The sequence below is a fragment of the Brevibacterium sp. LS14 genome, assembly GCF_012027885.1.
In the GTDB taxonomy this organism is placed as follows: domain Bacteria; phylum Actinomycetota; class Actinomycetes; order Actinomycetales; family Brevibacteriaceae; genus Brevibacterium; species Brevibacterium casei.
Window position 1 is genome coordinate 85,708 of the sequence record NZ_SJXG01000011.1, and the last position, 26,475, is coordinate 112,182.

Consider the following 26,475-nt stretch of genomic DNA (forward strand, 5'->3'; position numbering starts at 1 on the left):
CCCCATGACCGAGCGGACGATAGGTTGACGATGTGTGATTCAGACCACTGACGCTCGAACCACATTCGAATGGAGAAACCATGTCCGATCCGTCGCCGAGAGGGGTGGACTTCCTCGCCGAGGAGGAGAACCCCGAATTCAAGGCCCTCAAGCGCAAGCGCTTCTCAGTGGTGATCCCACTGTCGATCGCGTTCCTTGCGTGGTACTTCCTCTACGTCATCCTCAGCACGTACGCGCACGACTTCATGTCGACGAAGGTCGTCGGGGAGATCAACGTCGGCCTCGTGCTCGGCCTGCTGCAGTTCGTCACGACGTTCGCGATCACGATGTTCTACGTCTCGTTCGCCAACAAGAAGCTCGACCCACCGGCCACCGCGATCCGTGAGCGCCTCGAACAGGAATCGGAAGGAGTCACCCGATGACCGAGATCTTCGCTCAGGCGACCACAGAGGTCGAGAACAACGCGATCCTCAACATCACGATCTTCGCGGCCTTCGTCGCGGTCACCCTCTTCATCGTCCTGCGGGCGAGCCGGAACAACAAGACCGCGTCGGACTACTACGCGGGCGGACGGTCGTTCAGCGGGCCGCAGAACGGGTTCGCGATCTCCGGCGACTACCTCTCGGCGGCGTCGTTCCTCGGCATCTGCGGGGCGATCGCCGTCAACGGCTACGACGGGTTCCTCTACTCCATCGGCTTCCTCGTCGCCTGGCTCGTCGCGCTCCTGCTCGTCGCCGAGCTCATGCGCAACACGGGCAAGTTCACGATGGCCGATGTGCTCTCCTTCCGCCTCCGGCAGCGCCCGGTGCGCATGGCCGCGGCGATCTCGACGCTGGCCGTGTGCTTCTTCTACCTGCTCGCGCAGATGGCCGGAGCCGGCGGTCTCGTCTCGCTGCTCATGGGCATCGACGGCAAACTCGGACAGTCGCTCGTCATCGCCGTCGTCGGCGCCCTGATGATCCTCTACGTCCTCGTCGGCGGCATGAAGGGCACGACCTGGGTGCAGATCGTCAAGGCGGTCCTCCTCATCGCCGGAGCCGGGGCGATGACGATCTGGGTGCTCGCGCTCAACGGCTTCAACCTCTCGACCCTGCTCTCCAACGCAGTCGCCAATGCCGCCGAGGGAGTGGGGGAGGGCGTGCTCAATCCCGGACTCCAGTACGGGTCGAACCCGCTCGACTTCATCTCACTCGCCCTCGCGCTCGTCCTCGGCACCGCGGGTCTGCCGCACGTGCTCATGCGCTTCTACACGGTGCCCACGGCCCGGGAGGCGCGGCGGTCGGTGGTCTGGGCGATCTGGCTCATCGGCGCGTTCTATCTCTTCACCCTCGTCCTCGGCTACGGTGCGGCCGCGCTCGTCGGCGCCGATGCGATCAAGAACGCTCCCGGCGGGGTGAACTCCGCGGCTCCGCTGCTCGCCCTCCAGCTCGGGGGTCCGCTGCTCATGGGCTTCATCTCCGCGGTCGCGTTCGCCACGATCCTCGCCGTCGTCGCGGGGCTCGCGATCACCGCAGCCGCATCCTTCGCCCACGACATCTACGCGAGCGTGATCAAGAAGGGCAAGGTCGAGGACCCCGACGCTGAGGTGAAGATCGCCCGCCGCACCGTCGTCGTCATCGGCGCGGTCGCCATCCTCGGCGGGATCGGGGTGCAGGGACAGAACATCGCGTTCCTCGTCGCGCTCGCCTTCGCGGTCGCGGCGAGTGCGAACCTGCCGACGATCATCTACTCGCTGTTCTGGCGCCGCTTCACCACGCGCGGTGCGGTGTGGTCGATCTACGGCGGACTGGGCTCGGCGATCCTGCTCATCGCATTCTCCCCGGTCGTCTCCGGTTCCGAGACCGCGATGATCCCCGGCGCCGACTTCGCGATCTTCCCGCTGTCGAACCCCGGCATCATCTCCATCCCGCTCGGGTTCATCCTCGGGTGGCTCGGGTCGATCACCGACAGGACGGTCGAGAGTCCCGAGCTGGCAGCCGAGATGGACGTCCGTGCCCACACCGGCTTCGGCGCCGAGGCGGCCGTCGAGCACTAGACGAGGTGAGGCGCGCCGGTCGGCGCGGCGCTGCGGCGGGCGGCCGTTGCGGCGCTGCCTCCGACGCCCCGCTGCCGACGCCCCGCTGACCCGCTGCAGCGGCAACCGCTCGGTTCTGATCCCCAGGGAGGACTCTGATCCATACCATAGGGATCGGAACCGAGCGGTTGTCATCTCTGCGACTTGCGCTCGCCGAACTGTGGATGACACTGCGACCAGCCGCCGGCGTCTGGGGCTCGCGCTCGGCCGACCAGTCGCGCAGTCGGTTGGGTCTGGGACCGGCGCGACGGGCATCGTCCGCGCTCGGGTGCCCTGTTCTCCCGCTGCCCGCCGTCCGCAGCGACCGGCGCCACTTCTGTGCGATCGGCTGTGGGAATGTCTGCGACCGGTGCTCAGATCGCCTGAGGACGCCGACGAACACTCCACAGGCCGACTGCGTCCCCATTGACGTTGTCGAAGTCCCGCGGTGACCGTGTGCAGATGTACAACGTCATCCGCTCACAGGAGCTTCGAGCACATGGAGTGCACAGCCGAGTCGTCAAGTCCGCGGTGGACTGCTGTCTGCTCAGACTCACCCGCGGGATGTACAGCGTCATCCGCCGGTGCGAGAATCCCCAGCATGCGCGGATCGCCGAGCTGATCACCGATGAGGACTGGCTGCGGCGAGTCAGGGAGCACGCTCAGAGCACACAGAAGCACGACTACGAATACGCCGACCTGCTCGAGAAACTCAAGATCGCGTCCTACCCCCACTACCGGGTGGATGACGTCATCTGCGGCGTCTCTGCGGCTCGCATCCACGACCTGCCGTTGTATCGTGTGGGAACCCAGCGCATCCACATCGCCTCGCCATCGCACAGACTGAGGACCGGCATCGTCAGCCGGACGACGCGAGAGGTGCCTGCAGCCGACACCGTCATGGTCGGCAAGATGCGACTCACCTCACCTGCGCTGACAAGCCTGGACCTGATTCCGCAGATCGGGGAGCCGGGGGCGTTCGCCGCGATGGAATCGGTCGTGAGGCGCTCAGTCTTCGGGGCCGAGGAGGCCAGTGCAGGGCGATTCGGATATCCGCCCGACGTCGGGCAATTGGAGCGGAAGGCGGTGGAGGAGCACTTCGCCCCCGTGCTCGCGCGTCTGCCCAAGGGGCGGGCGCGTGCCGCGCGGCTCATCGGTCGGATCGGCGCTCGCTCGGAGAGTTACGCGGAGAGCCGGTGCTCCTACAACCTCAGCCTCCTCGGGCTCTGCGGGTTCGAACAGCAGGTGCAGGTCCACGAGAAAGGCCGACTCGTCGCGCGCGTCGACTTCATGGACCGGGTGGCGAAGACTGTGCTCTTCGTCGACGGGGCCGCCAAATACGTGGAGAACGGGGGAGCGCGGCTGCAGAAGGAGGCGACTCAATTCAACCGCCTGGTCGCCTTGGGCTACCGCATCGTGAGGTTCACCTTCGCCGAGGTGATGGACCTCGAAGCATTCGCGACGAAGCTCTACGGGCAAGCTCCGTGGCTGCGAGGGCGCGTGACTCGCAATCGCTCGGTGTGAATCCGTATGGCATGGATCGATCCATGCCATACGGATTCACACCGAGCGGTTGCCCCAGGAGAGCGCGGCGCCCCCTACGGGCGTCCGGCGAAGCGGCTGAGGAGTTCGACGTTGCCCGCGACGATGAGGAGGTCCTGCTTGCCGACGCGGGTGGTCGGTTCGGCGTAGGTGAAGTCGCGGCCCGGGCTCTTGATGCCGACGATCGTCACGCCGTACTTGTCGCGGACCTTCGCCTCGCCGAGGGTGAACCCCTGGATCTCCCGCGGTGGGCGCATCTTCACGACCGCGAAGTGGCCTTCGTCGAACTCGATGTACTCCATCATCCGGGAGCTGACGAGGTGGGCGACGCGGATGCCGGCATCGGACTCCGGGTAGAGGACGTGGTGGGCGCCGATGCGGTGGAGGATCTTGCCGTGGGCCGGGGAGATCGCCTTCGCCCACACCTGCGAGACCCCGAGGTCGACGAGGTTCGCCGTCGTGAGCACGCTCGCCTCGATCGAGGTGCCGATGCCGACGACCGCGGTCTGGAAGTCCGCGGCACCGACCTGGCGCAGGGCGTCGATGTTCGTCGAATCGGCCTCGACGACGTGGGTGAGTTTGCCGCTCCAGTCCTTGACGAGCTCGGCGTTGTGCTCGATGGCCATGACCTCGCGTCCCAGTCGCGTGAGCGTGACCGCAGTCGCCGAGCCGAAGCGTCCGAGCCCGATGACGAGGATGGAGGAGTTCTCGTTAGCCAACGACCGGCCTTTCTTCGGGGTAGCGGTAGAGACGGGCAGAGTCCTGCATCGACAGGGCTGCCGCCAGTGTAATCGTACCGAGACGCCCGATGAGCATGAGGACGGACAGCGTGTAGAGCCCCGGTTCCGAGACCGAGGCGGACACGCCGGCGCTCAGCCCGACGGTGCCGAACGCCGAGATCACCTCGAAGAGCACTCGGTCGAGGGATTCGTCGCTGATCTGGAGCATGACGAGGGTGCCGACGAAGACGATCGTCGCGCCGGTGAGCAGGATGGAGATCGAGAGTTTGATCGTCGAGGCGGTGAGCCTGCGACCGAACCCGTTGACATCGGTGAGGCCCCGCGCTTCGGCGTAGGCGGCGAGGACGAGCACGGCCACTGTGGTCACCTTGATGCCGCCCGCCGTCGATGACGACCCGCCGCCGATGAACATCATCACGTCCATGAGCAGGTGCGTCGACTGGCTCATATCAGCGACATCCATCGTCGAGAACCCGCCCGAACGCGGCATCACGGCCATGAAGAGGACCTCCATGAGCGTGTGGCCGGCGTTCTTGTCCCCGAGGGTCTTCGGGTTGCCCGATTCGAAGAGGAGGAGGAAGACGAACCCGAGCGCGAGCACGATCGTCGTCGTCGTCAGGGTCAGGCGGGTGTGCAGGTCCCAGTTCTTCGGCCGGTTCCAGTTCATCGCGATCATGAGGACGACGGGGAACCCGAGGGAGCCGACGAAGACGCCGATCATGATGAGCGAGAGGATCCACGGATCCTCGGAGAAGTACTCGGCCCCACCCGGGTGGATCGTGAAGCCGGCGTTGTTGAACGCGGAGATCGCGTAGAACACCGAGTACCAGATCGAATCGCCGACGCTGTCGCCGCGCATGAGGAAGCGCGGGAAGAGGAGGATCGCCAGGATCGCCTCGGCGGTGAGGATCGTGACGAAGACCGTCTTGAGCAGGGTGCCGACCTGACCGAGGTTGAGCGCCGAGGTGGCCTGCTGGGCGATGAGGCGCTGCCGGACTCCCAGCCGCCTCGAGACCGCCATCCCGAGCAGCGAGGCGAGGGTGAGGATGCCGAGACCGCCGACCTGGATGCCGGCGGTGATGACGGAGATGCCGAAGTCCGACCAGTAGTCCTCGGTGACCACCGGGGTCAGGCCGGTGACGCAGACCGCGGAGACGGCGACGAAGACGGCGTTGGCGATGTGCTCGGAGAGAGGGACCGATGCGGGGTCGCGCATGCTCGCCGGCAGCATGAGGATGACGGCGAAGACCGCGACGACGGCGACGAACGAGACGATCGCCAGCCGCGCGGGGGAGGCGACGGCGAGGTCGTCGACGAAGTCGCGGACCCAGCGCCCCGGGCGCAGGAAGCGGTCGAGGCTCCAGGGGGAATTGGTGGACACAGACTCCATGGTAGGACGGACGAGGGGCGAATCCCCGTAGGTGAGCCGCGCCATATAGCATTGCCCCATGGCAGATAGCGATGTCTACGTCGTCTGGGACGAGGCGGTGACCGGGTACGACTTCGGTCCCAGCCATCCGATGCACCCCCTGAGACTCGACCTCACCGCGAAGCTTGCGATCGACTTCGAGCTCTTCGACCGCGACGGCGTCGACGTCCGCTCCATCTCCGACCTCGACGAGGCGGCGCTGGCCCGCGTCCACGACGACGACTACATCACCGCCGTCAAGGAGGCGGGCAGTCCCGCCGGTCTCGACCATGGGGAGGCGGAGCGGTTCGGGCTCGGCACCGACGACGTGCCCGTGTTCGAGAACATGCACTCCGCCTCGGCGATGCTCTTCCAGGGGTCGGTCGATGCGGCCCGGGCGATCACCAGCGGCGACTACCGCCGCGCGGTGAACTTCTCCGGCGGCATGCACCATGCGATGGCGGATCGGGCGAGCGGATTCTGCGTCTACAACGATGTCGCCGGGGCGATCACCGAGTTCCTCGACGCCGGCTTCGAGCGCATCGTCTACATCGACCTCGACGCCCACCACGGTGACGGCGTCGAAGCCCTCTTCTGGGATGACCCGAGGGTGCTGACGATCTCCATCCACGAGTCCGGCAAATACCTCTTCCCCGGCACCGGGTACCCGGCAGACATCGGCGGACTCCGGGCGGCCGCCTCGGCGGCGAACATCGCCCTGCCCCCGCGCACCGGCGACGAGGACTGGCTGCGCGCCTTCGACGCCACCGTGCCCGCCCTCGTCGAGGCCTTCTCCCCGCAGGTCATCGTCTCCCAGCACGGGTGCGACGGACACCGGATGGACCCGCTCACCCACATGCGTCTGAGCATCGATGCGATGCGCGTCGCCACCGAACGCGTCCGCCGGCTCGCCGAGGACCATGCCGAGGGCAGGTGGCTCTCGACCGGGGGAGGAGGGTACGCGATCATCGATGTCGTGCCGCGCGCCTGGACGAACCTCATCGCCATCGCCGCCGACGCCGACATCGACCCGGGGACACGGATCCCCGGGCGCTGGGCGCACTACGCGCAGACGAAGACCGGCCGCGAAGCGCCGCTGACGATGACCGACGGCTTCGACGGCTCCTTCACCCCGTGGTCGCACGGATTCGACCCGGAAACCGAGCTCGACCGCGCGGTCATGGGCACCCGGAAGAACCTCTTCCCCTTCTTCGGCCTCGACCCGTACTTCGACTGACCCGAACGGCCTCCGCGCCCGCTGTGGATCTCGACACAGTTTTGGGAAAGAACGGGCCGGGGCGATAGAATTGCACGGTTAGTTCAAAGGGTGGGCACCTGAAGTTCACCTCCACCGACAAGCACAAGGGGTACCCGCGTGGGCTCAGTCATCAAGAAGCGCCGCAAGCGTATGTCGAAGAAGAAGCACCGCAAGCTGCTTCGCAAGACACGTCACCAGCGTCGCAACAAGAAGTAAGACCGGGTACGGTCCTACGCCCCCGCTCGAATCCCATTTCGGCGGGGTTTGTTGTCACCTTCACAACAGGAGTGTGTCGTGGTCGAGCTGACCTTCCTCACCCGCGCCGGTTGCCACCTGTGCGAGACCGCGAAGGCCACCGTCGCCGAGGTGGTGTCCGGCAGGGACGTCACCGTGACCGAGATCGACATCGACACCGACGAGGAGCTGACCGGCCGGTACGGCTGGGACGTCCCCGTGGTGCTCCTCGAAGGACGACAGCACAGCTTCCACCGGGTCGACCGGGACAGGCTGTCCCGGGCGCTCGAGGCGCTGGGCGCATGAGGCGCCCAGCGGCCGCATCCCGGAACGCATGAGCAGAGTGAAGGAGTGACACGGTCCAGTGGGCGAGATTCTCTCCGCGGGCAGCATCGAGGGTGTCGTTCGCAAGGACGTCCCCGAGCGCGTCATCTCCCGACTCCCGATCTACCTCCAGACGGTCGAGACGATCGCGGCCACCGGCCAGACCACCGTGTCCTCGGAGGCGCTGGCCAGCCGCAGCGGCGTCTCCCCGTCGATCCTGCGCAAGGACCTCTCCCAGCTCGGCCGTCCCGGACGCCGCGGCGTCGGCTACGCGTGTGCGGAGCTGGCGGCGACGCTGCGGTCCTTCCTCGGCCTCGACCGCGCTCAGAGCGTGGCGATCATCGGCGCCGGACGGCTCGGCTCCGCGCTCGCCGACTATGCCGGCTTCCGCGGCCGGGGCCTGCGGCTGACAGCGATCTTCGACGTCGACGAGGCGAAGATCGGCACCACCATCGGAGCGCTCACCGTCTCCGACCTCAGCGAACTCGCCACCTGGCCCGATGACATCGACCTCGTGGTCATGGCGGTTCCCGCCTCCGCGGCACCGGCGGCGGCGCGCATCGCCGCCGACGCCGGCGTGCGCGGCATTCTCAACTTCGCACCCACAGTGCTCGAGACCCCGGACTCCGTGCGGGTCCGACAGGTGGATCTGGCCAGTGAGCTGCAAGTACTCGCGTATTACTCGGCGCTCGATGACAACGCCGGCACTCCAGTTGAGGAGCACAGCAATTGACTCTCTTGGTTCTCGGCATCTCCCACCAGTCGGCGCCGATCGACATGCTCGACGCCCTGGCCTTCGGCACCGATGACGTCGACCGTCTGCGGACCGACGCCCTCGGCGGTGCGAGCGTCGACGGTCTCGCCGTCCTCTCGACGTGCAACCGCCTCGAACTCATCGCCGACGTCTCCGCCTTCCACGGCGGGCTCGCCGACCTCGGCAACGCACTCGTGTCCTCGATCGACAAGGAATGGCAGGACATCGCCGGGCACTTCTACGCCCACTACGACTCCCAGGCCCTCCAGCACCTCCTCAAGGTCGCCTGCGGACTCGACTCGATGGCGATCGGCGAGGCCCAGATCCTCGGTCAGCTGCGCTCGACGTTCACCGATTCGATGGCGGCCGGAGCCCTGACCTCCGACCTCTCCCATGCCCTCCAGCAGAGCCTGCGGGTGGGCAAGCGAGCCCATTCCGAGACCGGCCTCGACCAGGTGGCCCGCTCCCTCTTCGGTGCCGCCCTGGAGGCCTCCCAGGCCCACATCGGTTCGCTGCGCGCGGCGAACGCGCTGGTCATCGGGGCCGGTGCGATGTCGGGCCTCGTCGTCGCAGGCCTCCACAAGGAGGGCGTCAACCACCTCACCGTGCTCAACCGCACGATCGAGAAGGCCGAACGCCTCATCGCCGAGGTGGGCGGCCGTGCCCGTGAGCTCACTCCGCGGACACTCGCCGAGGAGATCGCCGACGCCGACCTCATCATCTCCTGCACCGGCGCCCGCGGCGTCGTCGTCACCCGCGACGACATCGTCGCCGGTCTCTCGCAGAGTTCGAAGTCCGCGGCGAACAAGGCCTTCATCGACCTCGCCCTGCCGCATGACATCGACCCGAGCGTGCGCGAGTTCGAACACGTCGCCCTCTTCGGCCTCGGTGAGATCCGCAATCTGCTCACGAGCTCCGCGAACGAACGCGACGCCGCCGTCGTCGAGACCGTCGAAGCCGTGCGCGCTATCATCGCCGAGGAGGCCGACAAGCTCGAGTCCGGGGCGAAGGAACGCGCCGTGGCCCCCACCGTCACCGCCCTGCGCACGCATGCCAAGGACGTCATCGCCGCCGAGACCGAGCGCCTGGAGAAGAAGATCGGCGAATCCGTCGACGAGAAGGTCTTCGCCGAGATCCGCAAGTCGCTGCACCGTGTGGCCGAGAAGCTCATCCACACCCCGACCGTCAAGGTCAAGGAGCTCGCGGTCTCCGACTCCGACGTCGACTACGCCCAGGCCCTCATCCAGCTCTTCGACCTGCCGACGATCAAGGTCGCCCACGCGAAGGCGACCCCGGAGACGAAGGTCGCGAAGGCCTCGAGCCCCGAGCACATCGAAGCCGACGGACTCCGTCCCGTCGCCGACCACACCCTCGACGTCGTCGAACCCGAGCATCCGACGGGCCGGACGATCCGACTCGGCACCCGCCGCTCCCAGCTCGCCCGCTCGCAGTCGACGGCGATCGCCCACCAGATCGCGGCCCTGACCGGCTGGCGGGTCGAGATCGTCGAGGTCGTCACCGAAGGCGACGTCAACATGTCCCCGCTCGCCGGATTCGGCGGCACGGGCGTGTTCGTCTCCGCCGTGCGCCAGGCCCTCCACCAGGGCCAGATCGACGTCGCCGTCCATTCGCTCAAGGACCTGCCGACGACGCCGGAGCCGGGCATCCAGCTCGCAGCGATCCCGCCCCGCGTCGATCCCGCCGACGTCCTCATCGGCCGCGACGGCCTCAGCCTGAGCGAGCTGCCCGCCGGCAGCGTCGTCGGCACCGGTTCGCCGAGGCGCGCCGTCCAGCTGCGCGCCGCCCGCCCCGACATCGAGGTCCGCGGGGTCCGCGGCAACGTCGACACCCGCATCGCCCATGTCCGCGACGGCCGCCTCGATGCCGTCGTCCTCGCCGCAGCCGGTGTCCGTCGCATCGGGCGCCTCGCCGAGGCGACCGACCTCCTCGACTTCGACACGATGCTTCCCGCTCCCGGACAGGGGGCGCTGGCGATCGAGACCCGCGGCGCCGACAGCCCGTTCACCCAGGACGAGGAGCTCATGGCCGGCGACGTCGCCATCCGCACGGCCCTGCGCCGCCTCCACGACGAGGCCACCGACCTCGCCGTGACCTGCGAACGGGCCATCCTCTCCCGCGCCGAAGCCGGCTGCTCGGCCCCGATCGGGGCCCTTGCGACGATCGAGGGCGAAGAGGTCGTCGTCACCGCGATGATGGCCGATGACGACGGCACCATCGCCCGCACCCGGATGTCCGCGCCGCTGCCCGTCGTCGACGGCGACCTCTCCTCCCGCGACGACGAAGCGCTCAAGGTCGCGGGCAAGGAGATCGCCCGTGTCGCGGACGAACTCGGCACCGCCGCCGCCGAGGACCTGTTGCGCCGACTCGACATCGACCCTGCGCAGTCGTCGGACCACCTCACCCCCGTCAAGGCCGCCGCCCAATCGTCGTCCCAGGGGCGCGCATGAGCAGCGCGGAGATGCCGGAGAAAGCGCCGACGGGACAGGTCCAGCCCCGTCGGCTGCTGCCGGTGGCCCCACGCGTCGTCTTCATCGGCTCCGGGCCCGGGGAGGCGGGACTGATGACCGCCCGGGGTGCTGACATCCTCGCTGACGCCTCCCTCGTCGTCTACGACGCCCAGGTCCACGCAGAGATCGTCACCGCCTACGTCCCGCAGGCGGCCGAGGTCATCGACGCCGCCGAACTCGGCCAGGCCGCCTCGACCCGCGGGCGCCGCCTCGCCGACCTCGCCCGCCCCGACAAGACCGTCGTGCGCCTGAGCTCGGACGACGGACTCCTCTTCACGACGACGACCACCGAGGCGGCCGTGTGCCGCAAGGCCGGCATCGACGTCGAGATCGTCCCCGGAGTCGGCCTGTCCGCGGCGACCGCCGCCTACACGGGCACTCCGCTGACGACGAACCGCGTCCGCTCGGTGCGCTACATCGAGTCCGGCCCGCAGACCCACGTCGACGTGTCCAAGCACCGCAACACCACGCACGTGCTCACCGGCACTGCCGCCGAGCACGAAGAGGCCTTCCGCGCCCTGCTCGCCGACGGCTGGGACGAGACGACGAAGGTCCTCGTCGGCTGGGGGATCTCGACGACGGAGCAGACGACGGTGGAGACGACCCTCGGCCAGGCCGCAGCCCTGTGCCGGTCCGCCGGGGACCGGATGGTCGTCATCATGGGCCAGGGCGTCGAGGACCGCGGAGAGCTCAGCTGGTTCGAGACCAAGCCCCTGTTCGGCTGGCAGGTCCTCATCCCGCGGACGAAGGAGCAGGGGACCTCGACCGCCGAGGCGCTCGCCGAGCTCGGCGCCGTCGGCACCGTGGTGCCGACCATCGCGGTCCAGCCGCCGCGCACCCCCACGCAGATGGAGAAGGCGATCCGCGGCCTCGTCGACGGATCCTACGAATGGGTGGGCTTCACCTCGGTCAATGCCGTGCGCGCCGTGCGCATGTGGTTCGAGGACTTCGGCCTCGACGCCCGCTCCCTGGCAGGTGTCAAGGTCGCCGCCGTCGGCGGACGCACCGCCGCGGCGCTGCTCGACTGGGGGATCACCCCTGACCTCGTCCCCGACGGCGAGCACTCCGCCCGCGGACTCGCCGCCTCCTGGCCGGACTACGTCGACGACATCGACCCGATGAACACCGTCCTCCTGCCGCGTGCCGACATCGCCACCGAGGTGCTCGTGGCCGGCCTGCTCGAGAAGGGCTGGGACGTCGACGACGTCACCGCCTACCGCACGGTTCGCGCCTCCCCGCCGCCGGCGCCGATCCGGGAGGCGATCAAGGCCGGCGACTTCGACGCGTTCCTCTTCACGTCGTCGTCGACGGTGCGCAACCTCGTCGGCATCGCCGGCAAGCCCGCGGCCACCTCGGTGATCTGCTGCATCGGACCGGCCACGGCGAACACCGCGGAGGAGCACGGCCTGCGCGTCGACGTCCTCGCCGAGGAGGCCAACCTCACCTCCCTCATCGACGGACTCGTCGCGTTTGCGACGACGATGCGCGATGAGGACCTCGCCGCGGGGCAGACCCCGATGCGCCCCAGCCAGAAACGCCGGAGAAAGAAGGCCTGACATGGCACCGATCATCCGTCCGCGCCGCCTGCGCTCGACACCGGCGATGCGCCGCCTCGTGAGCGAGGTGCGGCTCCATCCGGCCGACCTCGTCCTGCCCATGTTCGTCAAGGAGTCCCTCAGCCAGCCCGCGCCGCTCTCGGGCATGCCGGGGGTCGTCCAGCACACCCTCGACTCGCTCCTCGACGCCGCACGCGAAGCGGTTGCGGCCGGAGTCGGCGGGCTCATGCTCTTCGGCATCCCCGAGGTCCGCGACGAGACCGGGTCACAGGCCGATGATCCCGAAGGCATCCTCAACCGGGCGCTGCGACTGCTGCGTGATGAGTTCGGCGACGAGACGGTCATCATGGCCGACCTCTGCCTCGACGAGTTCACCTCCCACGGCCACTGCGGCGTGCTCGACGAGACCGGCCGCGTCGACAACGACGCGACCCTCGTGCGCTACGCGTCGATGGCGGTCGCCCAGGCCCGCGCCGGTGCCCACGTCGTCGGTCTCTCGGGGATGATGGACGGCCAGGTCGCCGTGTGCCGGGAGGCCCTCGACGACCACGGCTTCACCGATGTCGTCGTCCTCGGCTACACCGCGAAGTACGCCTCGGCGTTCTACGGGCCCTTCCGTGAAGCCGTCGACTCCGAGCTCAAGGGCGACCGCAAGACCTACCAGCAGGATCCCGCAAACGGCCGCGAGGCCATGCACGAACTCGACCTCGACCTTGCCGAGGGCGCGGACATCGTCATGGTCAAGCCCGGCCAGCCCTATCTCGACGTCCTCGCCGAGGTGGCCGCCGAGTCCCCGGTGCCCGTGTGGACCTACCAGGTGTCCGGCGAATACGCGATGATCGAGTTCGCCGCGGCGGCCGGGGCGATCGACCGGGAGAGGGCGATCGAGGAGTCCCTCATCGGCTTCAAGCGCGCCGGAGCCGACGCGATCCTCACCTACTGGGCCACCGAGGTCGCCCGGCAGCTGACGGGAGGCCGACGATGAGCGAACCGCGCTGGCTCTCGACCGCCGAACAGAAGTCGTGGCGCAAGTACCTCACCGGCAGCCAGCTGCTCCACACCCAGGTCGAAGCCGACCTGCGCGAGCACTTCGGCATCGGCCTGCCCGAGTACGAGATCCTCGTGCGCCTGAGCGAGAGCGAGAACCGCTCGCTGCGCATGGCGCAGCTCGCCGCGGACACGACGATGTCGCGTTCGCGTCTGACCCACAGTGTTGCGAGAATGGAGAAGAAGGGGCTGCTCGCGAGGTGCCCGATCCCCGAGGACGGTCGCGGCGTGAGCTGTGCGATGACCGACGCAGGATGGGACCTCCTCGTCTCGGCCGCCCCGACGCACGTCGAGAGCGTGCGCGACAACCTCGTCGACCTGCTCGAACCCGAGGAGATGGCGACACTCGGAACCATCTTCACGAAGGTCACCCGGCACCTCAGGGCGAAGGAGAACTCATGACCGAGACCCGGACCACCGCGAACCAGCCGACCACCGAATCGGCGGCGCTCTTCACCCGAGCCGAACGCGTCATCCCCGGCGGGGTGAACTCGCCGGTGCGGGCGTTCCGGGCGGTCGGAGGCACCCCGCGCTTCATCACCTCGGCGACGGGGGCCTGGCTGCGCGACGCCGACGGCAACGACTACATCGACCTCATCGGCTCGTGGGGGCCGATGATCATGGGCCATTCGCGCCCCGAGGTCCTCGCCGCAGTCCAGGAGGCCGCCGTCAAGGGCTTCTCCTTCGGCACCCCGTCCGTCGGTGAGGTCGAACTCGCCGAGGAGATCGTCTCCCGAGTCGACCCCGTCGAGGAGGTGCGCCTGGTGTCCTCGGGCACCGAGGCGACGATGAGCGCGATCCGCCTCGCCCGCGGCTTCACGGGCCGACCCAAGGTCGTCAAGTTCGCCGGCTGCTACCACGGTCACGTCGACTCGCTGCTCGCGCAGGCCGGATCCGGGCTCGCGACCTTCTCCCTCCCCGACACGCCGGGGGTGACCGGGGCCCAGGCCGAGGACACCATCGTCGTGGACTACAACGACGCCGAGGGCCTGCGCGCCGTCTTCGCCGAACACGGGGACTCCATCGCCTGCGTCATCACCGAGGCGAGTCCCGGCAACATGGGCGTCGTCCCGCCCCGGGACGGCTTCACGAACACGATCCGCGAACTCACGAAGGCGCACGGTGCGCTGATGATCAGCGACGAGGTGATGACCGGGTTCCGCGTCTCCGCCGCCGGATGGTACGGCTACGAATCCGAGACGCTCGGCTACCCCGAGGGTCCGGCCGACCTCTTCACGTTCGGCAAGGTCATGGGCGGCGGATTCCCCGCCGCGGCCTTCGGCGGTCGCGCCGACGTCATGGCCCACCTCGCTCCGGCCGGTCCCGTCTACCAGGCGGGCACGCTCTCGGGCAATCCGGTCGCCACGGCAGCGGGACTCGCGACGCTGCGGCTGACCACCGACCTCGACGTCTACTCGCACATCGGCCGGGCTGCCGACATCCTCCGTCCCGCGGTCGCCGAAGCGCTCGCGGCCGAGGGGGTGGCCCACACGATCCAGTCGGCGAACTCGATGTTCTCCGTCTTCTTCACCGACCGCGAGGTCGTCGACTACGACGACGCCCGGGCGCAGAACGTCGAGCGCTACTCGGCGTTCTTCAACTCGATGCTCGCCTCGGGCATCCACATGCCGCCGAGTGTCTTCGAAGCGTGGTTCCTCTCCTACGCCCACACCGACGAGATCCTCGAGCGGATCATCGCGGCCCTGCCGGCCGCCGCGAAGGCCGCCGCCGCGGTGCCCGATAAGCCCGCCGGCCAGGAGGCGTGATGAGCACGATCCACCTCGTCCGCCACGGCGAAGTCGACAACCCCGAGGGCATCCTCTACGGCAGGATCCCCGGCTTCGGGCTGACCGAGCGCGGTCACGAGATGGCGCGCCGGGTCAGTGAGCACTTCGCGGAGGCCGACACGCAGCCCGTCGCGCTCGTCGCCTCCCCGCTGCTGCGCGCGCAGCAGACGATGGCCCCGCTGTCCGAGCGCCTCGGTCTGCCGGTGACCACCGACGACCGCGTCATCGAGGCGGCGAACTCGTTCGAGGGGCAGAAGCTCTCGGCACGCAAGCTCAGCGAACCGAAGAACCTCGTGCGCCTCTATAACCCGCTCATCCCCTCGTGGGGCGAGCCCTACCGGCAGATCGTGCTGCGGATGCAGGCGGCCATGGCCAGCCTCCGAGCCCGGCTCGCACCCCACGGCGAGGACGCCGAGGCCGTCGTCGTCTCCCATCAGCTTCCGATCTGGATGGCCAGGCTCGCCGGCGAAGGACGCTCCCTCGTCCACGACCCGCGCAAACGCGAATGCGCTCTGGCCTCTGTCACGAGTTTCACATTCGACTCGTCCACACTGGTATCCGTGAGCTACGAGAACATCTGCGCGGATCTCCAGCCCGGCCACGCGGTGGCAGGAGCATGATCGGCGACAACCGGCCCCTCGGCCGACGAGCGGTCCTCTCCGGCATCGTCGCAGGCACAGCGCTCGTCCTCAGCGCGTGCAGCGAGAACGACGACCTCGCCGCCCAGGCGGGATCCGATCAGGGGTACGTCTCCGGATCCGGCGTCGTCTCCCAGGTGCCGTTCAAAGACCGCGGCGAACCGCTCGACCTGAGCTTCACGACGATCGACGGCACGCAGATGTCGCTGGCCGACATCCGCCCGAAGCCCGCCGTCATCAACCTCTGGTACGCCGCGTGCCCGCCCTGCCGAGTGGAGGCCCCCGACCTCAAAGCCGTCTCCGAGGAGTTCGCCGACCGGGCACAGTTCATCGGCGTCAACGTCCGGGACCAGGAGCCCGAGGCGAGCGCGTTCATCGCGAACTACCAGATCCCGTACCCGAACATGATCGACTCGAACGGTGACATGGTCGCCCTCCTCTCCGGTGTCTTGCCGCCGCAGGCGACGCCGTCGACCGTCATCCTCGACGCGCAGGGCCGTGCCGCGGCCCGTGTCGTCGGCGCCGTCGACGAGTCGACTCTCAGGGGACTCATCGAGGACGTGCTGGCGGAGTGAGTGGGATCGGGGCGGACTTCGCCCAGGCGGTGCTCACCGGTCCTCTGCTGCTCGCGGCCGGTGCCGCAGCGCTTGCCGGACTCGTCTCCTTCGTCTCTCCGTGTGTGCTCCCGCTCGTGCCCGGCTACGTCGGCTATGTCACGGGACTGAGCGGGTCCTCCCTCAAGGACAAGGAGACGTGGCGCGTGGTCCTCGGGATCACGCTCTTCGTGCTCGGGTTCACCATCGTCTTCGTCATCCTCGGCACCGGCTTCTCCGCCCTCGGCGCCCTGTTCTCCCAATGGCAGGACATCGTCATCCGGATCCTCGGCGTCGGAGTGATGATCGCCGGGCTCGTCTTCATGGGAGCCTTCGGGTTCCTCCAGAGGGAACGGCGGATCCAGAAGAAGCCGAAGGCGGGACTCTGGGGTGCGCCGGTGCTCGGAGCGACGTTCGCGATCGGGTGGGCACCCTGTGTGGGGCCCACGCTCTCAGCCGTGCTGACGATGTCGCTGAGTTTCGGCTCCGACGGAACGCTGTGGCGCGGCGCCTTCCTCGCGTTCGTCTACTGCCTCGGCCTCGGCATCCCCTTCATCTTCCTGGCGATCGCCATCCACAAGGGTGCCGGCCGCCTCTCCTGGGTGCGCGAGCACCAGACGACGATCGTGCGCATCGGCGGCGCCCTGCTCATCGCGCTCGGCTTCGTCATGGCCATCGGACTGTGGAACCAGTGGATGAATTCCCTGCAGGGACTCATCTACGGATTTGAAGTGGTGATCTAGTGGCAGACAAGACTGCTGACAACACGACGACCGCGGGCGGCCGCGACGCAGGCCCGACGGCGCCCGCGTCGGGGAAGGGCCCGGATCGCACCGCTGTGACCCAACCGCAGCTCGGCTTCATCGGCATGTGCCGGTGGGCGTGGCGGCAGCTGACGACGATGCGCGTGGCGCTCATCCTCCTCCTCGTCCTCGCGCTCGCGTCGATCCCCGGCTCACTGCTGCCGCAGCGGATCCAGGATCCGGGGCGGGTGAACACCTTCCTCGACGAGAACGGGGCGTGGGGAGGCTTCCTCGACGCCATCGGAATGTTCGACGTCTACTCCTCGATCTGGTTCTCCGCGGTCTACCTGCTGCTGATGATCTCGCTGGTCGGATGCATCGTCCCACGCGCCGGCCAGCACTGGAAGGCGATGCGCTCCGCGCCTCCCAAGGGACCGCGGCGGCTGGGAAGGATGCCCGGATACGTGGCGTTCACCTCGGCGGAGGTCGAGGACGGGGAACTCACCGACGAGGAGTTCCTCGACGCCGCGCAGGCCCGGCTGAAGAAGCTCGGCTACCGCACCTCCCGCTACGGTGACCATGTCGCGGCCGAACGCGGCTACCTGCGCGAGACCGGCAACCTCGTCTTCCACATCGCGGTCCTCATGACGACCCTGACCATGGCGATCGGATCGCTCTTCGGGTACGAGGGTCAGCGCGTCCTCGTCGAGGGGGACACGTTCACGAACTCCCTCGTCGCCTACGATTCCTTCGATCCGGGCACCTACTACGATCCCGACAATCTTCCCCAGTTCCGCCTCACCCTCGACGACTTCGAAGCGACCTTCGACGACCAGGCCCTCGGCAACCAGTTCGGTCAGCCCCGCACCTTCGAAGCGCAGGTGACCTCGACGGTGGACGGGAAGTCGAAGACGGAGACGCTCAAGGTCAACGAACCCATCCGCGTCGCCGACACCGGCATCTACCTCACCGGCAACGGGTACGCTCCCGAGGTGACGGTGCGGGACGCGACGGGCAAGGTCGTGCGCTCCGGCCCACAGGTCTTCATCCCCGCCAACGGCGACCCCGGCTACACCTCGGAGGGGGCCATCAAGGTTCCCGATGCCGCGGGTGAGCAGATGGGATTCGTCGGCGTCCTGCTGCCGACGGCGACGCAGAACGAGCAGGGCGACCTCGTCTCGAACTTCGCAGAGCTGCGCAATCCCTACCTGGTCATGAGCGGGTACACCGGTGATCTCGGCCTCGATTCGGGGGTGCCGCAGTCGGTGTACACCCTCGACGCCTCGAGGATGACGCAGATGACCGATGCCTCAGGCGATCCGCTCGTCATCCAGCTCGTTCCGGGGGAGACGCAGCAGCTGCCCAATGGGGGTTCGGTGACGTTCGACGGGGTCAAGCGCTTCATCGCCGTCGACATCTCCCAGGACCCGACCCAGGCGCTCATGTTCATCAGCTCCGCCCTCGTCCTCATCGGCCTCGGACTCTCCCTGTTCATCCCGCGCCGGCGCATGTGGGTGCGGATCAAGGGCGCCGATGTCGAAGTGGCGGCGCTCGCCCGCGGCGAGGATCCGATGGTCGAACGCGCCGCGCGCGAACTCGCCAAGGACCTCGGCAGCGAGAGCCGCGACGACGATGACGACAGGGAAAGATGAGCCGGGCCTACTACAGGGAGTAGAATCGTGTCCGTGTGCTGCCCTGCAGCGAGCACGGCAGTCCGACAACGCTAGGAATTGAGCACCTCACGGTGCGGAGGAATCATGGACGTCAACCTTGATCTGGCGATGTGGTCGAACCAGCTCATCGTCTCCGCGATGGTCGTCTACGCCGTTGCGATGATCTTCTACGCCTTCGACCTCTTCGGCGGACGTGAGCTCAAGCGCTCCGAAGGTGCGACGGTCGCCGCGAAGCCGAGCACCGTCAGACGCACCAACAGGCGGACCGCGACAGCTCTGCTCGATCGGCCGGGTGCCGGTGACGACTCCGGCTCCGGGTCGGCGTCCGGCGGTGCCGAGGACCTCAAGGGCCGTGCCCGTCGCGGCGCCCGCATCGGCACCTCGCTGCTCGTCCTCGCCATCATCCTCCACGTCGCCTCGGTGCTCACCCGCACGTTCTCGGTGATGCGCGTGCCGTGGGGCAACATGATGGAGTACGTGCTCACGGCGACGGCCATCACCGTCATCGTCTACCTCATCGTGCTCACCCGCAAGGACATCCGCTACCTCGGGACCTTCCTCTCCGGTGCGGTGCTACTCTCGCTCGGCCTGGCGATCACGGTGTTCTACACGCCCGCGGCGCAGCTCATCCCGGCGCTCGACTCCTACTGGATCGCCATCCATGTGCCGATCGCGATCCTCTCGACCGCTCTGCTCTCGATCTCCGCGATCCTCGCCGTCTTCCAGATCCTCAAGACCGTCAGCGAGGACAAGGATCCCAAACTGCTGCGCTTCATGCGCCGCCTGCCGTCGAGCACCGACCTCGAGCGCACCTCCTACATGCTCGCCGCGGTCGGCTTCATCACGTGGACCTTCACCCTCATCGCCGGCGCCATCTGGGCCGAGGTCGCCTGGAGCCGCTACTGGGGCTGGGACACGAAGGAGATCTGGACCTTCGTCGTCTGGGTCATCTACGCCGCCTACCTCCACGCCCGCGCGACCCGCGGCTGGGGTCCGACGAAGGTCGCCGTCCTCAACCTCATCGGCATCGCCTCGGTGATCTTCAACTTCACCGTCGTCAACGTCTACTTCAACGGACTCCACTCCTACTCCGGGCTCGGGTGAGGCTCTCTCCTCCCTACCGAGACCGTTTGTGGTCGATAAACCGAGGCCGAAACGCCGTTTGAGCGTTTCGGCCTCGGTATATCGACCACAACTGCGTTGGTTCGCGCCGAGGCGGGAGCGGTGGCCGGTGGCCGGTGGCCGCCACCCCGTGTGCGGTCGGAAGACCGAGCCAGATCGGCCATTTTCGCGTTTTGGCCTCGGTTCTTCGACCACAACTGGGGTCACAAGTGGGGTCTTGGGTGATACAGGGGTGGGCAGCGCCGTCACGGCCAGCACCATGGCCCCATGGTCTCAGCTCTGTGTCCCGGCCTTGTGCGCTGCGCCTGACGGACACAGAAGGCACTCGATCGGGCAGAAGTCAGCGCGTCGGCTGCTCTCCGCCGTTGACGGCGAACGTTTGGCCGGTGATCTGACCGGCGCCGGCCGATGCGAGAAACCATATGGTCTCTGCGATGTCCTCCGGAGCCCCGGCGCGCTTCGTCATCGCAGCGTCGATGAGCGATGCCCGGCGCTCGTCGGTGAGGTTGTCACCGAAGAACTCCGTGTCTGCGATGTATCCCGGAGAGACGACGTTGGCGGTGATTGCGCGGGCGCCGACCTCGCGCGCCAGGCCGATGTTCCATGACGCGATTCCGGCCTTGGCGGCACCGTAGGACTCCGCGCCCTTGTCGGCGGCGATGGATCCGATCGACAGGATGCGACCGTTCTCGCGCATGCTCGGCAGAAGAGCGCTTGTCATGAGCACGGCGCTGAGAAGATTGGCGTCGAGGTTCGCATGCCATGCCGCCGCGATGTCGGCGAGGCTGGCGGGTCGCGGGCGTTCGAAATCGGTGTTGCCCCCGGCATTGTTGATGAGGACGTCAACGGCTTCCAGCTGTTCTGCGAATCGTTCGACCTGGCCGGAATCGGTGCCGTCGACGGGTCTCACAACGATGTCACCCTCGACTTCCCGAGCCGTAGCCTCGAGGACGCTCCGGCGCCGCCCGGTGATGATGACGTGCTCGCCCTCCCGTGCGAAGCGTTCTGCGCAGGCGCGGCCAATCCCGGTTCCGCCCCCAGTGATGACGATTGTGCGTGGCATGGTCAGTCCTTCCGTTCAGATCTAAACGTTTAGATCTAAACACGGTAGGCTGAAGACATGAGCTCTGACAACCCCGGCGACGCTGCTGATTCGATCACCGGTGCTTGGGCACGCGAACGCCCCGACCTGCCGGGCGACTCGATCGGCATCGTGACGCGGATCTGGCATGCGTCGAAACTGCTCGGAGATGACCGGAATCGACTGCTGAGGCGACACGATGCCGATCCGGCCACGCTTGATCTGCTGTCGACACTGCGGCGCGGAGGACAGCCGTATCGGATGTCGACGGGTGAGCTGGCGAGAGCATCGCTCATCACCAAGGGGGCGATCACGCAGAGGGTCGATCGTGCAGAGGCGCAAGGGTACGTGCGCCGTGTGACCGCGCCTGGAAGGAAAGTCGCGGAAGTCGAGCTGACCGACCGCGGGCGGCGGGTCAGTGACGAATTGGTCGAGGCCGTCCTGCGCCACGAGGAAGGGCTGCTTGCGGGTCTCCCACAGCATGAGCGTGATGATCTGGCTGCGTCACTCCGACGTCTGCTCGCACATCTCCATAGGGTGCTCGGCGCTCAAGGTGATGGCAACCCAGGACAGGTCGGCACCCGCGACTGACGCCGGCCTCAGCCCGTGTGGCCGCGGCCCTCTCCCTTGGAGCCTTCTGAGCCGTGCTCGTCCTCGGAGTCCGGGTCGTCGGGACGGTCCTCGGGATCGAGGGTGTCCCCGGGAGGGGTCTCGGAGTCGGTCGGCTCGTCGTCACGGGGGCGATGCTTGCCGAGCTTGACCTCGCGGTCGACCTGGCGGAGGTAGTCCTCGTCGTCGTCGGGGGCGGTGGGTCCGCTGCGCCTCGGCGAGGGGTCGGGCCTGGCCTCGGAACCGCGCCCGAACACGTACCAGAGGACGAAGCCGATGATCGGGATGATGAGGATGATGAGCGCCCAGACGGGCTTGGGCAGGACTCGGACGAGACTCCGATCGCGCAGCAGACAGTCGAAGAGTCCGTACAGTGTGATCGCTGCCGCTAGGACTATCCCGGCAATGAGTACTCGAGCCATGGATCAAGGATAGTCGACCAACCTGAAGACCCGCTCAGTCAGGGGGTGATGAGTTTCGACAGGACGCATTGCCCGATCACCGGTGCACGGCTGCACCCCGGACGGCCGCGCGCGGTTCTGAGAGTCCACGCAGGCTGACCCGACTAGAATGGGTGCAATGCGCAGCTTCTGGATCTACACCCTCGCCCGGCTCGGCATCATCGTCGCCGTCGGGCTGCTTCTCCAACCCTTCCTCGGGTTCACTCTCGTCATGGCCGTCGCGGCGATCCTCATCGGCGCACTCATCAGCTACCTCGCGCTTGGTGGGATGCGGGCGAAGGTCGCCGGCGACATCGAGCACCGGCTCGCCAACCGCAGGAAGTCCAAGAAGCGCAAGGGCGCCGATGAGTCGTTCGAGGACAGCCTCGTCGATGAGAACGCCGCCGACGAGGCCGCAGCGACTGAGACGAAGTCAGAAGCCAAGAAGCCCGAATCGGGAGCCTGAGACTCCCACAGCTCCGCCGCCGAGCTCGGCACTCAGTCGCTGAGCACGAATGCCGTCCGCGGCTTCCCGCCGCAGAGATCGACTAGAGCGCGAGACCGAGCGCCATGAGCGCCGCGAAGCACAGTGCCGTGAGCCCAGTCGACTTGATCGTCGGAATGAGCCCTTCGCCGGTCGTCCCGCTGAGCACGGTCTTCAGCGTTGAGAGCGCGGGCACGAGAGCAAGCACCGCAAGCGCCACAGCAGGGTGCCCGTCGAGGATGGCGAGAGCCAAGAGCGCGAAGGGTGTGAGGACGAGCATCGCGTAGGCGATGCGCGCGCGATGGTCGCCGAGGCGGACGGCGAGAGTGATCTTCCCCGCCTCGGTGTCGGTGGGGATGTCGCGAAGATTGTTGACCATGAGCACCGCCGAGGCGAGCAGCCCGATCGAGACGGCCCCTGTCCACCCGCTCAGGGTCAGGGCTCCCACCTGCATCCACATCGTGCCGAGGGTGGCGACGAGACCGAAGAAGATGAAGACGAACACCTCGCCCAGTCCGAGGTACCCGTAGGGCCGCGTCCCGCCGGTGTAGAACCACGCGGCGGCCACAGCCGCGGCCCCGACGAGGAGGAACCACCACGCCTGCGAGATGAGGACGAGCGCGATTCCGACGAGACCGGCGATGCCGAAGCAGATGAACGCCGCGCGCTTGACCGCTGACGGCTCGGCGAGACCGGTCGCCGTCAGCCGCACAGGTCCCACACGCACATCGTCGGTGCCGCGGACGCCGTCGGAGTAGTCGTTGGCGTAGTTCGAGCCGATCTGGAGGAACAGGGAGACGAGGAGGGCGAGGAAGCCCTTGAAGACGATCCCCGAGAACGAGTGCTCGTGCCCGTCGTTCGTGTAGTCGCCGATGATGAACGACGTGAAGCCCCCGACCGCTCCGATCGCCGCTCCGGTGCCGATGAGCACGGGGGCGAGTGCGAGCGGCAGCGTCCGCAGTCGCGCGCCGGAGATCCACTGCGCGGCAGTTGCCATAGGGGTCGGACACCTTCCTCCGGGTTGGTTGAACCGTCTCATATTACCGAGAGTTCACTTGATCGGGAATTTCCCTCCGGTCATCGATCGGTCACGGTTCGGTGAGCATCTGCAGCCGTGCCCGGGCCACCTCGGCGGCCTGTCTGCGGTCGGGTTTGCCGATCGAACGGACGGGGATCTCATCGACGACGAGGACCTCCCGCGGAAGCATTCCCGCCGTGTCCGGGGGGACGAGGCCGCGCAGCACCTCACCGAGTCCGGTGGGGGATCCCGATCGTGCCCGCACCGCCTCCGAGGCTGCCTCGCCGAGGCGGACGAGGGCGACGATCCGCTGGCCCCACTCCGCATCGGGCACGGAGGTGACGAGCACCTCGGCGATGCCGTGGCCCTGCCAGGCCGGCAGGAGGGCGGATTCGAGGGCGTGCGGGGAGACGTTCTCCCCGCCGGAGACGATGACGTCATCGACGCGGCCGAGGACGCTGAGCACCCCGTTATCGATCCGCCCGAGGTCGGAGGTGCGGATCGTCCTCCCCGCACCCGTGCCCACGAGGGCCGGGGAGTCGATCGGGGTGAGGGCACCGTCCCCGGCGATGGCGACGTAGGCGTCGGCGACGACGGGTCCGGTGAGGTCGATCGTGCCGGCCTCGGTGATGCTCACCTCCACGCCGTCGAAGGGTCGGCCGTCGTAGACGCACCCGCCCGCGGTCTCCGACATCCCGTAGGTCCGCACGATCTTCAGCCCCGCCGCTTCCGCTCCTTCGAGCAGGGCGGGGGAGATCGCGGATCCGCCGAGGAGGATCGCCGTGAAGTCCGCAGCCGCCGAGGTGGCCGCGGGGTCGGCGAGGATCCGGTGCAGCTGCGTGGGGACGAGGGAGGTGTACCGCGGGCGCTCGCCTCCGCGGGCGACGAGCGCCCGGACGTCCTCGGCGAAGTTCGCTGCGGTGAACGAGGCGGCGGTCGAGCGGACCGGGTCCTCCCCGGCCAGGCGCGCGCGCATTTCGACCTGGAAGCCCGCGATGTGGTTGACCGGCAGGGTGAGGTACCAGCGGCCGGGACCGGAGAGGAAGCGCTCCGTCGCCCGCGCCGAGGTGGTCAGGGCCTCGGACGAGAGGGCGACGGCCTTCGCTGCCCCCGTCGACCCCGAGGTGTGGAGGATGAGGGCGGGGGAGGGTCCGTCTCCGCGCCAGAGGGCGGGGTCCGCCTCGGCGATGGACCCGGTCCGGGAGGTCGGCAGGAGGAGGATCGACTCCCCGGCAAGGGCCCGGTCGATCGCCTCCGGCAGCTGTGCTGGGGTCAGCTCTGCCACGGGCTCAGTAGTACCAGGGGAACGCCTGGACTGGCGTTGACTGGTGTTGGCAGTGTTTGAACACTAGAGCTGACCAGTGGTTATAGCGTTGGCTATGTTGACTGAAGTTGGTCATTTGCGACTCTCTTGCGGACTCTATGCGGACTGTGAAGATGCTGAGGGGCTAGTGATTCCATTGTCGCACCCTCCAAGCCGGTTGTGCCCAGGGGGCGGTGTCTATCGAGCCTGATGCTCATCCACGTCGTGGGCGGCGACTTGTTATGAAGATCGTGGTTTTCACTGACGAAAAGGCCTTTCAAAGCAGGCATAATCGTCTATATGACGGCTATGGCTTTTGACGAGGTGTTTGACCGCCTCTACTTCTCCGCGACGAGCGAGCACGACAAGGGATCAAAGTTCGAGGAACTCCTCGAGTCCTATCTCCAAACGGAACCGAAGTATGCAGACCAGTTTTCTAAGGTCTGGCGATGGCAACACTGGCCAGGCCGTGCAGGGCGGGTTGATACCGGCATCGATCTCGTCGCCGAAGACCGGTACACAGGTGAACTCGTCGCGATCCAAGCAAAGTTCTACGATCCCGAGCGTAAGCTCGAGAAACACCACATTGACTCGTTCTTCACCGAACTCGGTAAGGAGCCATTCGCTCGGGGCATGATCGTGTCATCGACCGACCAATGGTCATCTCATGCCGAAGCTGCCCTGGCGGGGCAGACGAAGGAAGTCCAGCGTATCCGTTTGCGCGATTTCGCTGAGTCCACTATCGACTGGTCCGTTTTCGACCTCGACCGTCCCCACGAACTGACCGCCAAGCCTGGCAAACAACCTCGTAAGTACCAGCGTGAAGCGATTGACGACGTCATCGACGGCTTCACCACTCATTCTCGTGGAAAACTCATCATGGCGTGCGGTACAGGAAAGACATTCACTGCATTGTCTCTGGTCGAGCAGTATGTCCCAGCAGGTGGCAGCGTCCTCTTCCTCGTGCCGTCTATTGCGTTGTTGCAGCAGACGTTGAACGAGTGGACGGCACAGGCAAACGTGAATCTGCGCCCTTTCGCTGTGTGCTCGGATACCTCTGTGGGGCAGAAGCAGTCTGAAGATGTGTCGGTTCACGACCTCGGATTCCCTGCCACGACCGACCCGAACAAGTTAGCGGCACGTTTCAATATCTCGACCGGTGACGAGTCAATCAGCGTGGTGTTCTCCACCTACCAGTCAATCGACGTCATTCACCAAGCTCAGCAACAGGGTTCTCAGCGCGGTGAAGCCGGACTTCCCGGAATGGGCGCATTCGAAAAGGGTTTGCCGGACTTCGACCTGATCATCTGCGACGAAGCCCACCGCACCACTGGCATTTCCCAGCCAGGAGCCGACGACTCCGCCTTTGTGCGTGTACACAATGATGGATTCATTCGCGCGAAGAAACGCCTGTATATGACGGCAACACCGCGTATCTACGTGGAGGACTCGAAGGCAAAGGGGCTCTTCGCAGCTGAGAGTGTAGTCGGGTTGGGCGCGTCGGTCGCTGGATAGGGGTCGAGGCCCTCCGAGGATGGAA

The 26,475-nt window shown here is 67.3% G+C and carries 26 protein-coding genes; 20 read left to right on the forward strand and 6 right to left on the reverse strand.

Annotated elements, in window-relative coordinates; translation table 11 throughout:
* Positions 1-80: 80 nt before the first annotated feature.
* From EZE58_RS01910 to EZE58_RS01920, 3 genes are all read left to right on the forward strand, one after another.
* A complete protein-coding gene (locus EZE58_RS01910; RefSeq protein WP_009380586.1) occupies positions 81-422 on the forward strand; it encodes a DUF485 domain-containing protein in 342 nt (113 codons plus the stop codon).
* Positions 419-2,035: a cation acetate symporter gene (locus tag EZE58_RS01915; RefSeq protein ID WP_009380577.1), complete on the forward strand. Its 1,617-nt coding sequence runs from the start codon at positions 419-421 to the stop codon at positions 2,033-2,035. Before EZE58_RS01910 ends, EZE58_RS01915 begins: the two co-directional genes overlap by 4 nt.
* A gap of 450 nt (positions 2,036-2,485) precedes the next feature.
* On the forward strand, positions 2,486-3,577 hold the full coding sequence (locus EZE58_RS01920) for a hypothetical protein (protein WP_131248332.1): 1,092 nt from the start codon (positions 2,486-2,488) through the stop codon (positions 3,575-3,577).
* A 74-nt stretch (positions 3,578-3,651) separates the two neighbouring features.
* On the opposite strand, the gene EZE58_RS01925 is transcribed toward EZE58_RS01920, so the two are convergent.
* Both EZE58_RS01925 and EZE58_RS01930 read right to left on the reverse strand, forming a co-directional pair.
* Complete coding sequence (locus tag EZE58_RS01925; protein WP_009380573.1) at positions 3,652-4,314, reverse strand: TrkA family potassium uptake protein; 663 nt, start codon at positions 4,312-4,314, stop codon at positions 3,652-3,654.
* Positions 4,307-5,725 carry a potassium transporter TrkG gene (locus tag EZE58_RS01930; RefSeq protein ID WP_240941050.1) on the reverse strand — a complete coding sequence of 473 codons (1,419 nt, stop codon included), beginning with the start codon at positions 5,723-5,725 and terminating at the stop codon, positions 4,307-4,309. The genes EZE58_RS01925 and EZE58_RS01930 overlap by 8 nt, the downstream gene beginning before the upstream one ends.
* Positions 5,726-5,783: 58 nt before the next feature.
* Between EZE58_RS01930 and EZE58_RS01935 the strand changes: the two genes are divergently transcribed.
* The 14 genes from EZE58_RS01935 to ccsB all read left to right on the forward strand — a co-directional run bounded on the left by EZE58_RS01935 (position 5,784) and on the right by ccsB (position 19,982).
* The gene (locus tag EZE58_RS01935; RefSeq protein ID WP_009380570.1) at positions 5,784-6,980 is read left to right on the forward strand and encodes an acetoin utilization protein AcuC; all 1,197 of its coding nucleotides are present in this window, start codon (positions 5,784-5,786) and stop codon (positions 6,978-6,980) included.
* Positions 6,981-7,118: 138 nt separating this feature from the next.
* A complete protein-coding gene (locus EZE58_RS01940; RefSeq protein WP_005504750.1) occupies positions 7,119-7,217 on the forward strand; it encodes an AURKAIP1/COX24 domain-containing protein in 99 nt (32 codons plus the stop codon).
* A gap of 78 nt (positions 7,218-7,295) precedes the next feature.
* Positions 7,296-7,541 (forward strand): glutaredoxin family protein, encoded by a 246-nt coding sequence (locus tag EZE58_RS01945; protein ID WP_009380568.1) that lies wholly within the window; start codon positions 7,296-7,298, stop codon positions 7,539-7,541.
* Between the two features lie 58 nt (positions 7,542-7,599).
* Entirely contained in the window at positions 7,600-8,292 is a 693-nt protein-coding gene (locus EZE58_RS01950) for a redox-sensing transcriptional repressor Rex (protein ID WP_009380567.1), read from the forward strand.
* Positions 8,289-10,781, forward strand: a complete 2,493-nt coding sequence (gene hemA, locus EZE58_RS01955; RefSeq protein ID WP_100227532.1) for a glutamyl-tRNA reductase — start codon at positions 8,289-8,291, stop codon at positions 10,779-10,781. The genes EZE58_RS01950 and hemA overlap by 4 nt, the downstream gene beginning before the upstream one ends.
* Positions 10,778-12,397, forward strand: coding sequence for a uroporphyrinogen-III synthase (locus EZE58_RS01960; protein WP_238614638.1), 1,620 nt, complete (start codon positions 10,778-10,780; stop codon positions 12,395-12,397). The genes hemA and EZE58_RS01960 overlap by 4 nt, the downstream gene beginning before the upstream one ends.
* Position 12,398: 1 nt before the next feature.
* Entirely contained in the window at positions 12,399-13,382 is a 984-nt protein-coding gene (gene hemB / locus EZE58_RS01965) for a porphobilinogen synthase (protein ID WP_009380563.1), read from the forward strand.
* A complete protein-coding gene (locus EZE58_RS01970; RefSeq protein WP_009380562.1) occupies positions 13,379-13,846 on the forward strand; it encodes a MarR family winged helix-turn-helix transcriptional regulator in 468 nt (155 codons plus the stop codon). Before hemB ends, EZE58_RS01970 begins: the two co-directional genes overlap by 4 nt.
* Positions 13,843-15,210, forward strand: coding sequence for a glutamate-1-semialdehyde 2,1-aminomutase (gene hemL, locus EZE58_RS01975; RefSeq protein ID WP_009380561.1), 1,368 nt, complete (start codon positions 13,843-13,845; stop codon positions 15,208-15,210). Before EZE58_RS01970 ends, hemL begins: the two co-directional genes overlap by 4 nt.
* Positions 15,210-15,851 (forward strand): histidine phosphatase family protein, encoded by a 642-nt coding sequence (locus EZE58_RS01980; protein WP_009380560.1) that lies wholly within the window; start codon positions 15,210-15,212, stop codon positions 15,849-15,851. Before hemL ends, EZE58_RS01980 begins: the two co-directional genes overlap by 1 nt.
* Entirely contained in the window at positions 15,848-16,444 is a 597-nt protein-coding gene (locus tag EZE58_RS01985) for a TlpA disulfide reductase family protein (protein WP_009380553.1), read from the forward strand. The genes EZE58_RS01980 and EZE58_RS01985 overlap by 4 nt, the downstream gene beginning before the upstream one ends.
* A 5-nt stretch (positions 16,445-16,449) precedes the next feature.
* The gene (locus tag EZE58_RS01990; RefSeq protein WP_040342424.1) at positions 16,450-17,205 is read left to right on the forward strand and encodes a cytochrome c biogenesis protein CcdA; all 756 of its coding nucleotides are present in this window, start codon (positions 16,450-16,452) and stop codon (positions 17,203-17,205) included.
* Positions 17,205-18,857 (forward strand): cytochrome c biogenesis protein ResB, encoded by a 1,653-nt coding sequence (locus EZE58_RS01995; RefSeq protein ID WP_009380549.1) that lies wholly within the window; start codon positions 17,205-17,207, stop codon positions 18,855-18,857. The genes EZE58_RS01990 and EZE58_RS01995 overlap by 1 nt, the downstream gene beginning before the upstream one ends.
* Before the next feature lie 105 nt (positions 18,858-18,962).
* Positions 18,963-19,982, forward strand: coding sequence for a c-type cytochrome biogenesis protein CcsB (gene ccsB / locus EZE58_RS02000; RefSeq protein ID WP_009380547.1), 1,020 nt, complete (start codon positions 18,963-18,965; stop codon positions 19,980-19,982).
* A 358-nt stretch (positions 19,983-20,340) separates the two neighbouring features.
* On the opposite strand, the gene EZE58_RS02005 is transcribed toward ccsB, so the two are convergent.
* Positions 20,341-21,063: an SDR family oxidoreductase gene (locus EZE58_RS02005; RefSeq protein WP_063249232.1), complete on the reverse strand. Its 723-nt coding sequence runs from the start codon at positions 21,061-21,063 to the stop codon at positions 20,341-20,343.
* 57 nt (positions 21,064-21,120) lie between these two features.
* Here EZE58_RS02005 and EZE58_RS02010 point away from each other — a divergent pair, with 57 nt between their 5' ends.
* Entirely contained in the window at positions 21,121-21,672 is a 552-nt protein-coding gene (locus tag EZE58_RS02010) for a MarR family transcriptional regulator (RefSeq protein WP_040342412.1), read from the forward strand.
* An 8-nt stretch (positions 21,673-21,680) separates the two neighbouring features.
* Here the strand turns inward: EZE58_RS02010 and EZE58_RS02015 are convergent, their stop codons facing one another.
* The gene (locus EZE58_RS02015) at positions 21,681-22,112 is read right to left on the reverse strand and encodes a PLDc N-terminal domain-containing protein (RefSeq protein WP_009380543.1); all 432 of its coding nucleotides are present in this window, start codon (positions 22,110-22,112) and stop codon (positions 21,681-21,683) included.
* 157 nt (positions 22,113-22,269) lie between these two features.
* Here EZE58_RS02015 and EZE58_RS02020 point away from each other — a divergent pair, with 157 nt between their 5' ends.
* Positions 22,270-22,596, forward strand: a complete 327-nt coding sequence (locus EZE58_RS02020; protein WP_009380541.1) for a DUF4229 domain-containing protein — start codon at positions 22,270-22,272, stop codon at positions 22,594-22,596.
* A gap of 82 nt (positions 22,597-22,678) precedes the next feature.
* Here the strand turns inward: EZE58_RS02020 and EZE58_RS02025 are convergent, their stop codons facing one another.
* Together EZE58_RS02025 and EZE58_RS02030 are read right to left on the reverse strand one after the other, a co-directional pair.
* A complete protein-coding gene (locus tag EZE58_RS02025) occupies positions 22,679-23,611 on the reverse strand; it encodes a 1,4-dihydroxy-2-naphthoate polyprenyltransferase (protein ID WP_119296364.1) in 933 nt (310 codons plus the stop codon).
* 91 nt (positions 23,612-23,702) lie between these two features.
* Complete coding sequence (locus tag EZE58_RS02030; protein ID WP_063249228.1) at positions 23,703-24,917, reverse strand: AMP-binding protein; 1,215 nt, start codon at positions 24,915-24,917, stop codon at positions 23,703-23,705.
* Between the two features lie 327 nt (positions 24,918-25,244).
* Between EZE58_RS02030 and EZE58_RS02035 the strand changes: the two genes are divergently transcribed.
* Positions 25,245-26,450, forward strand: a complete 1,206-nt coding sequence (locus tag EZE58_RS02035; protein ID WP_240941052.1) for a DEAD/DEAH box helicase family protein — start codon at positions 25,245-25,247, stop codon at positions 26,448-26,450.
* The last annotated feature ends 25 nt before the right edge of the window (positions 26,451-26,475 follow it).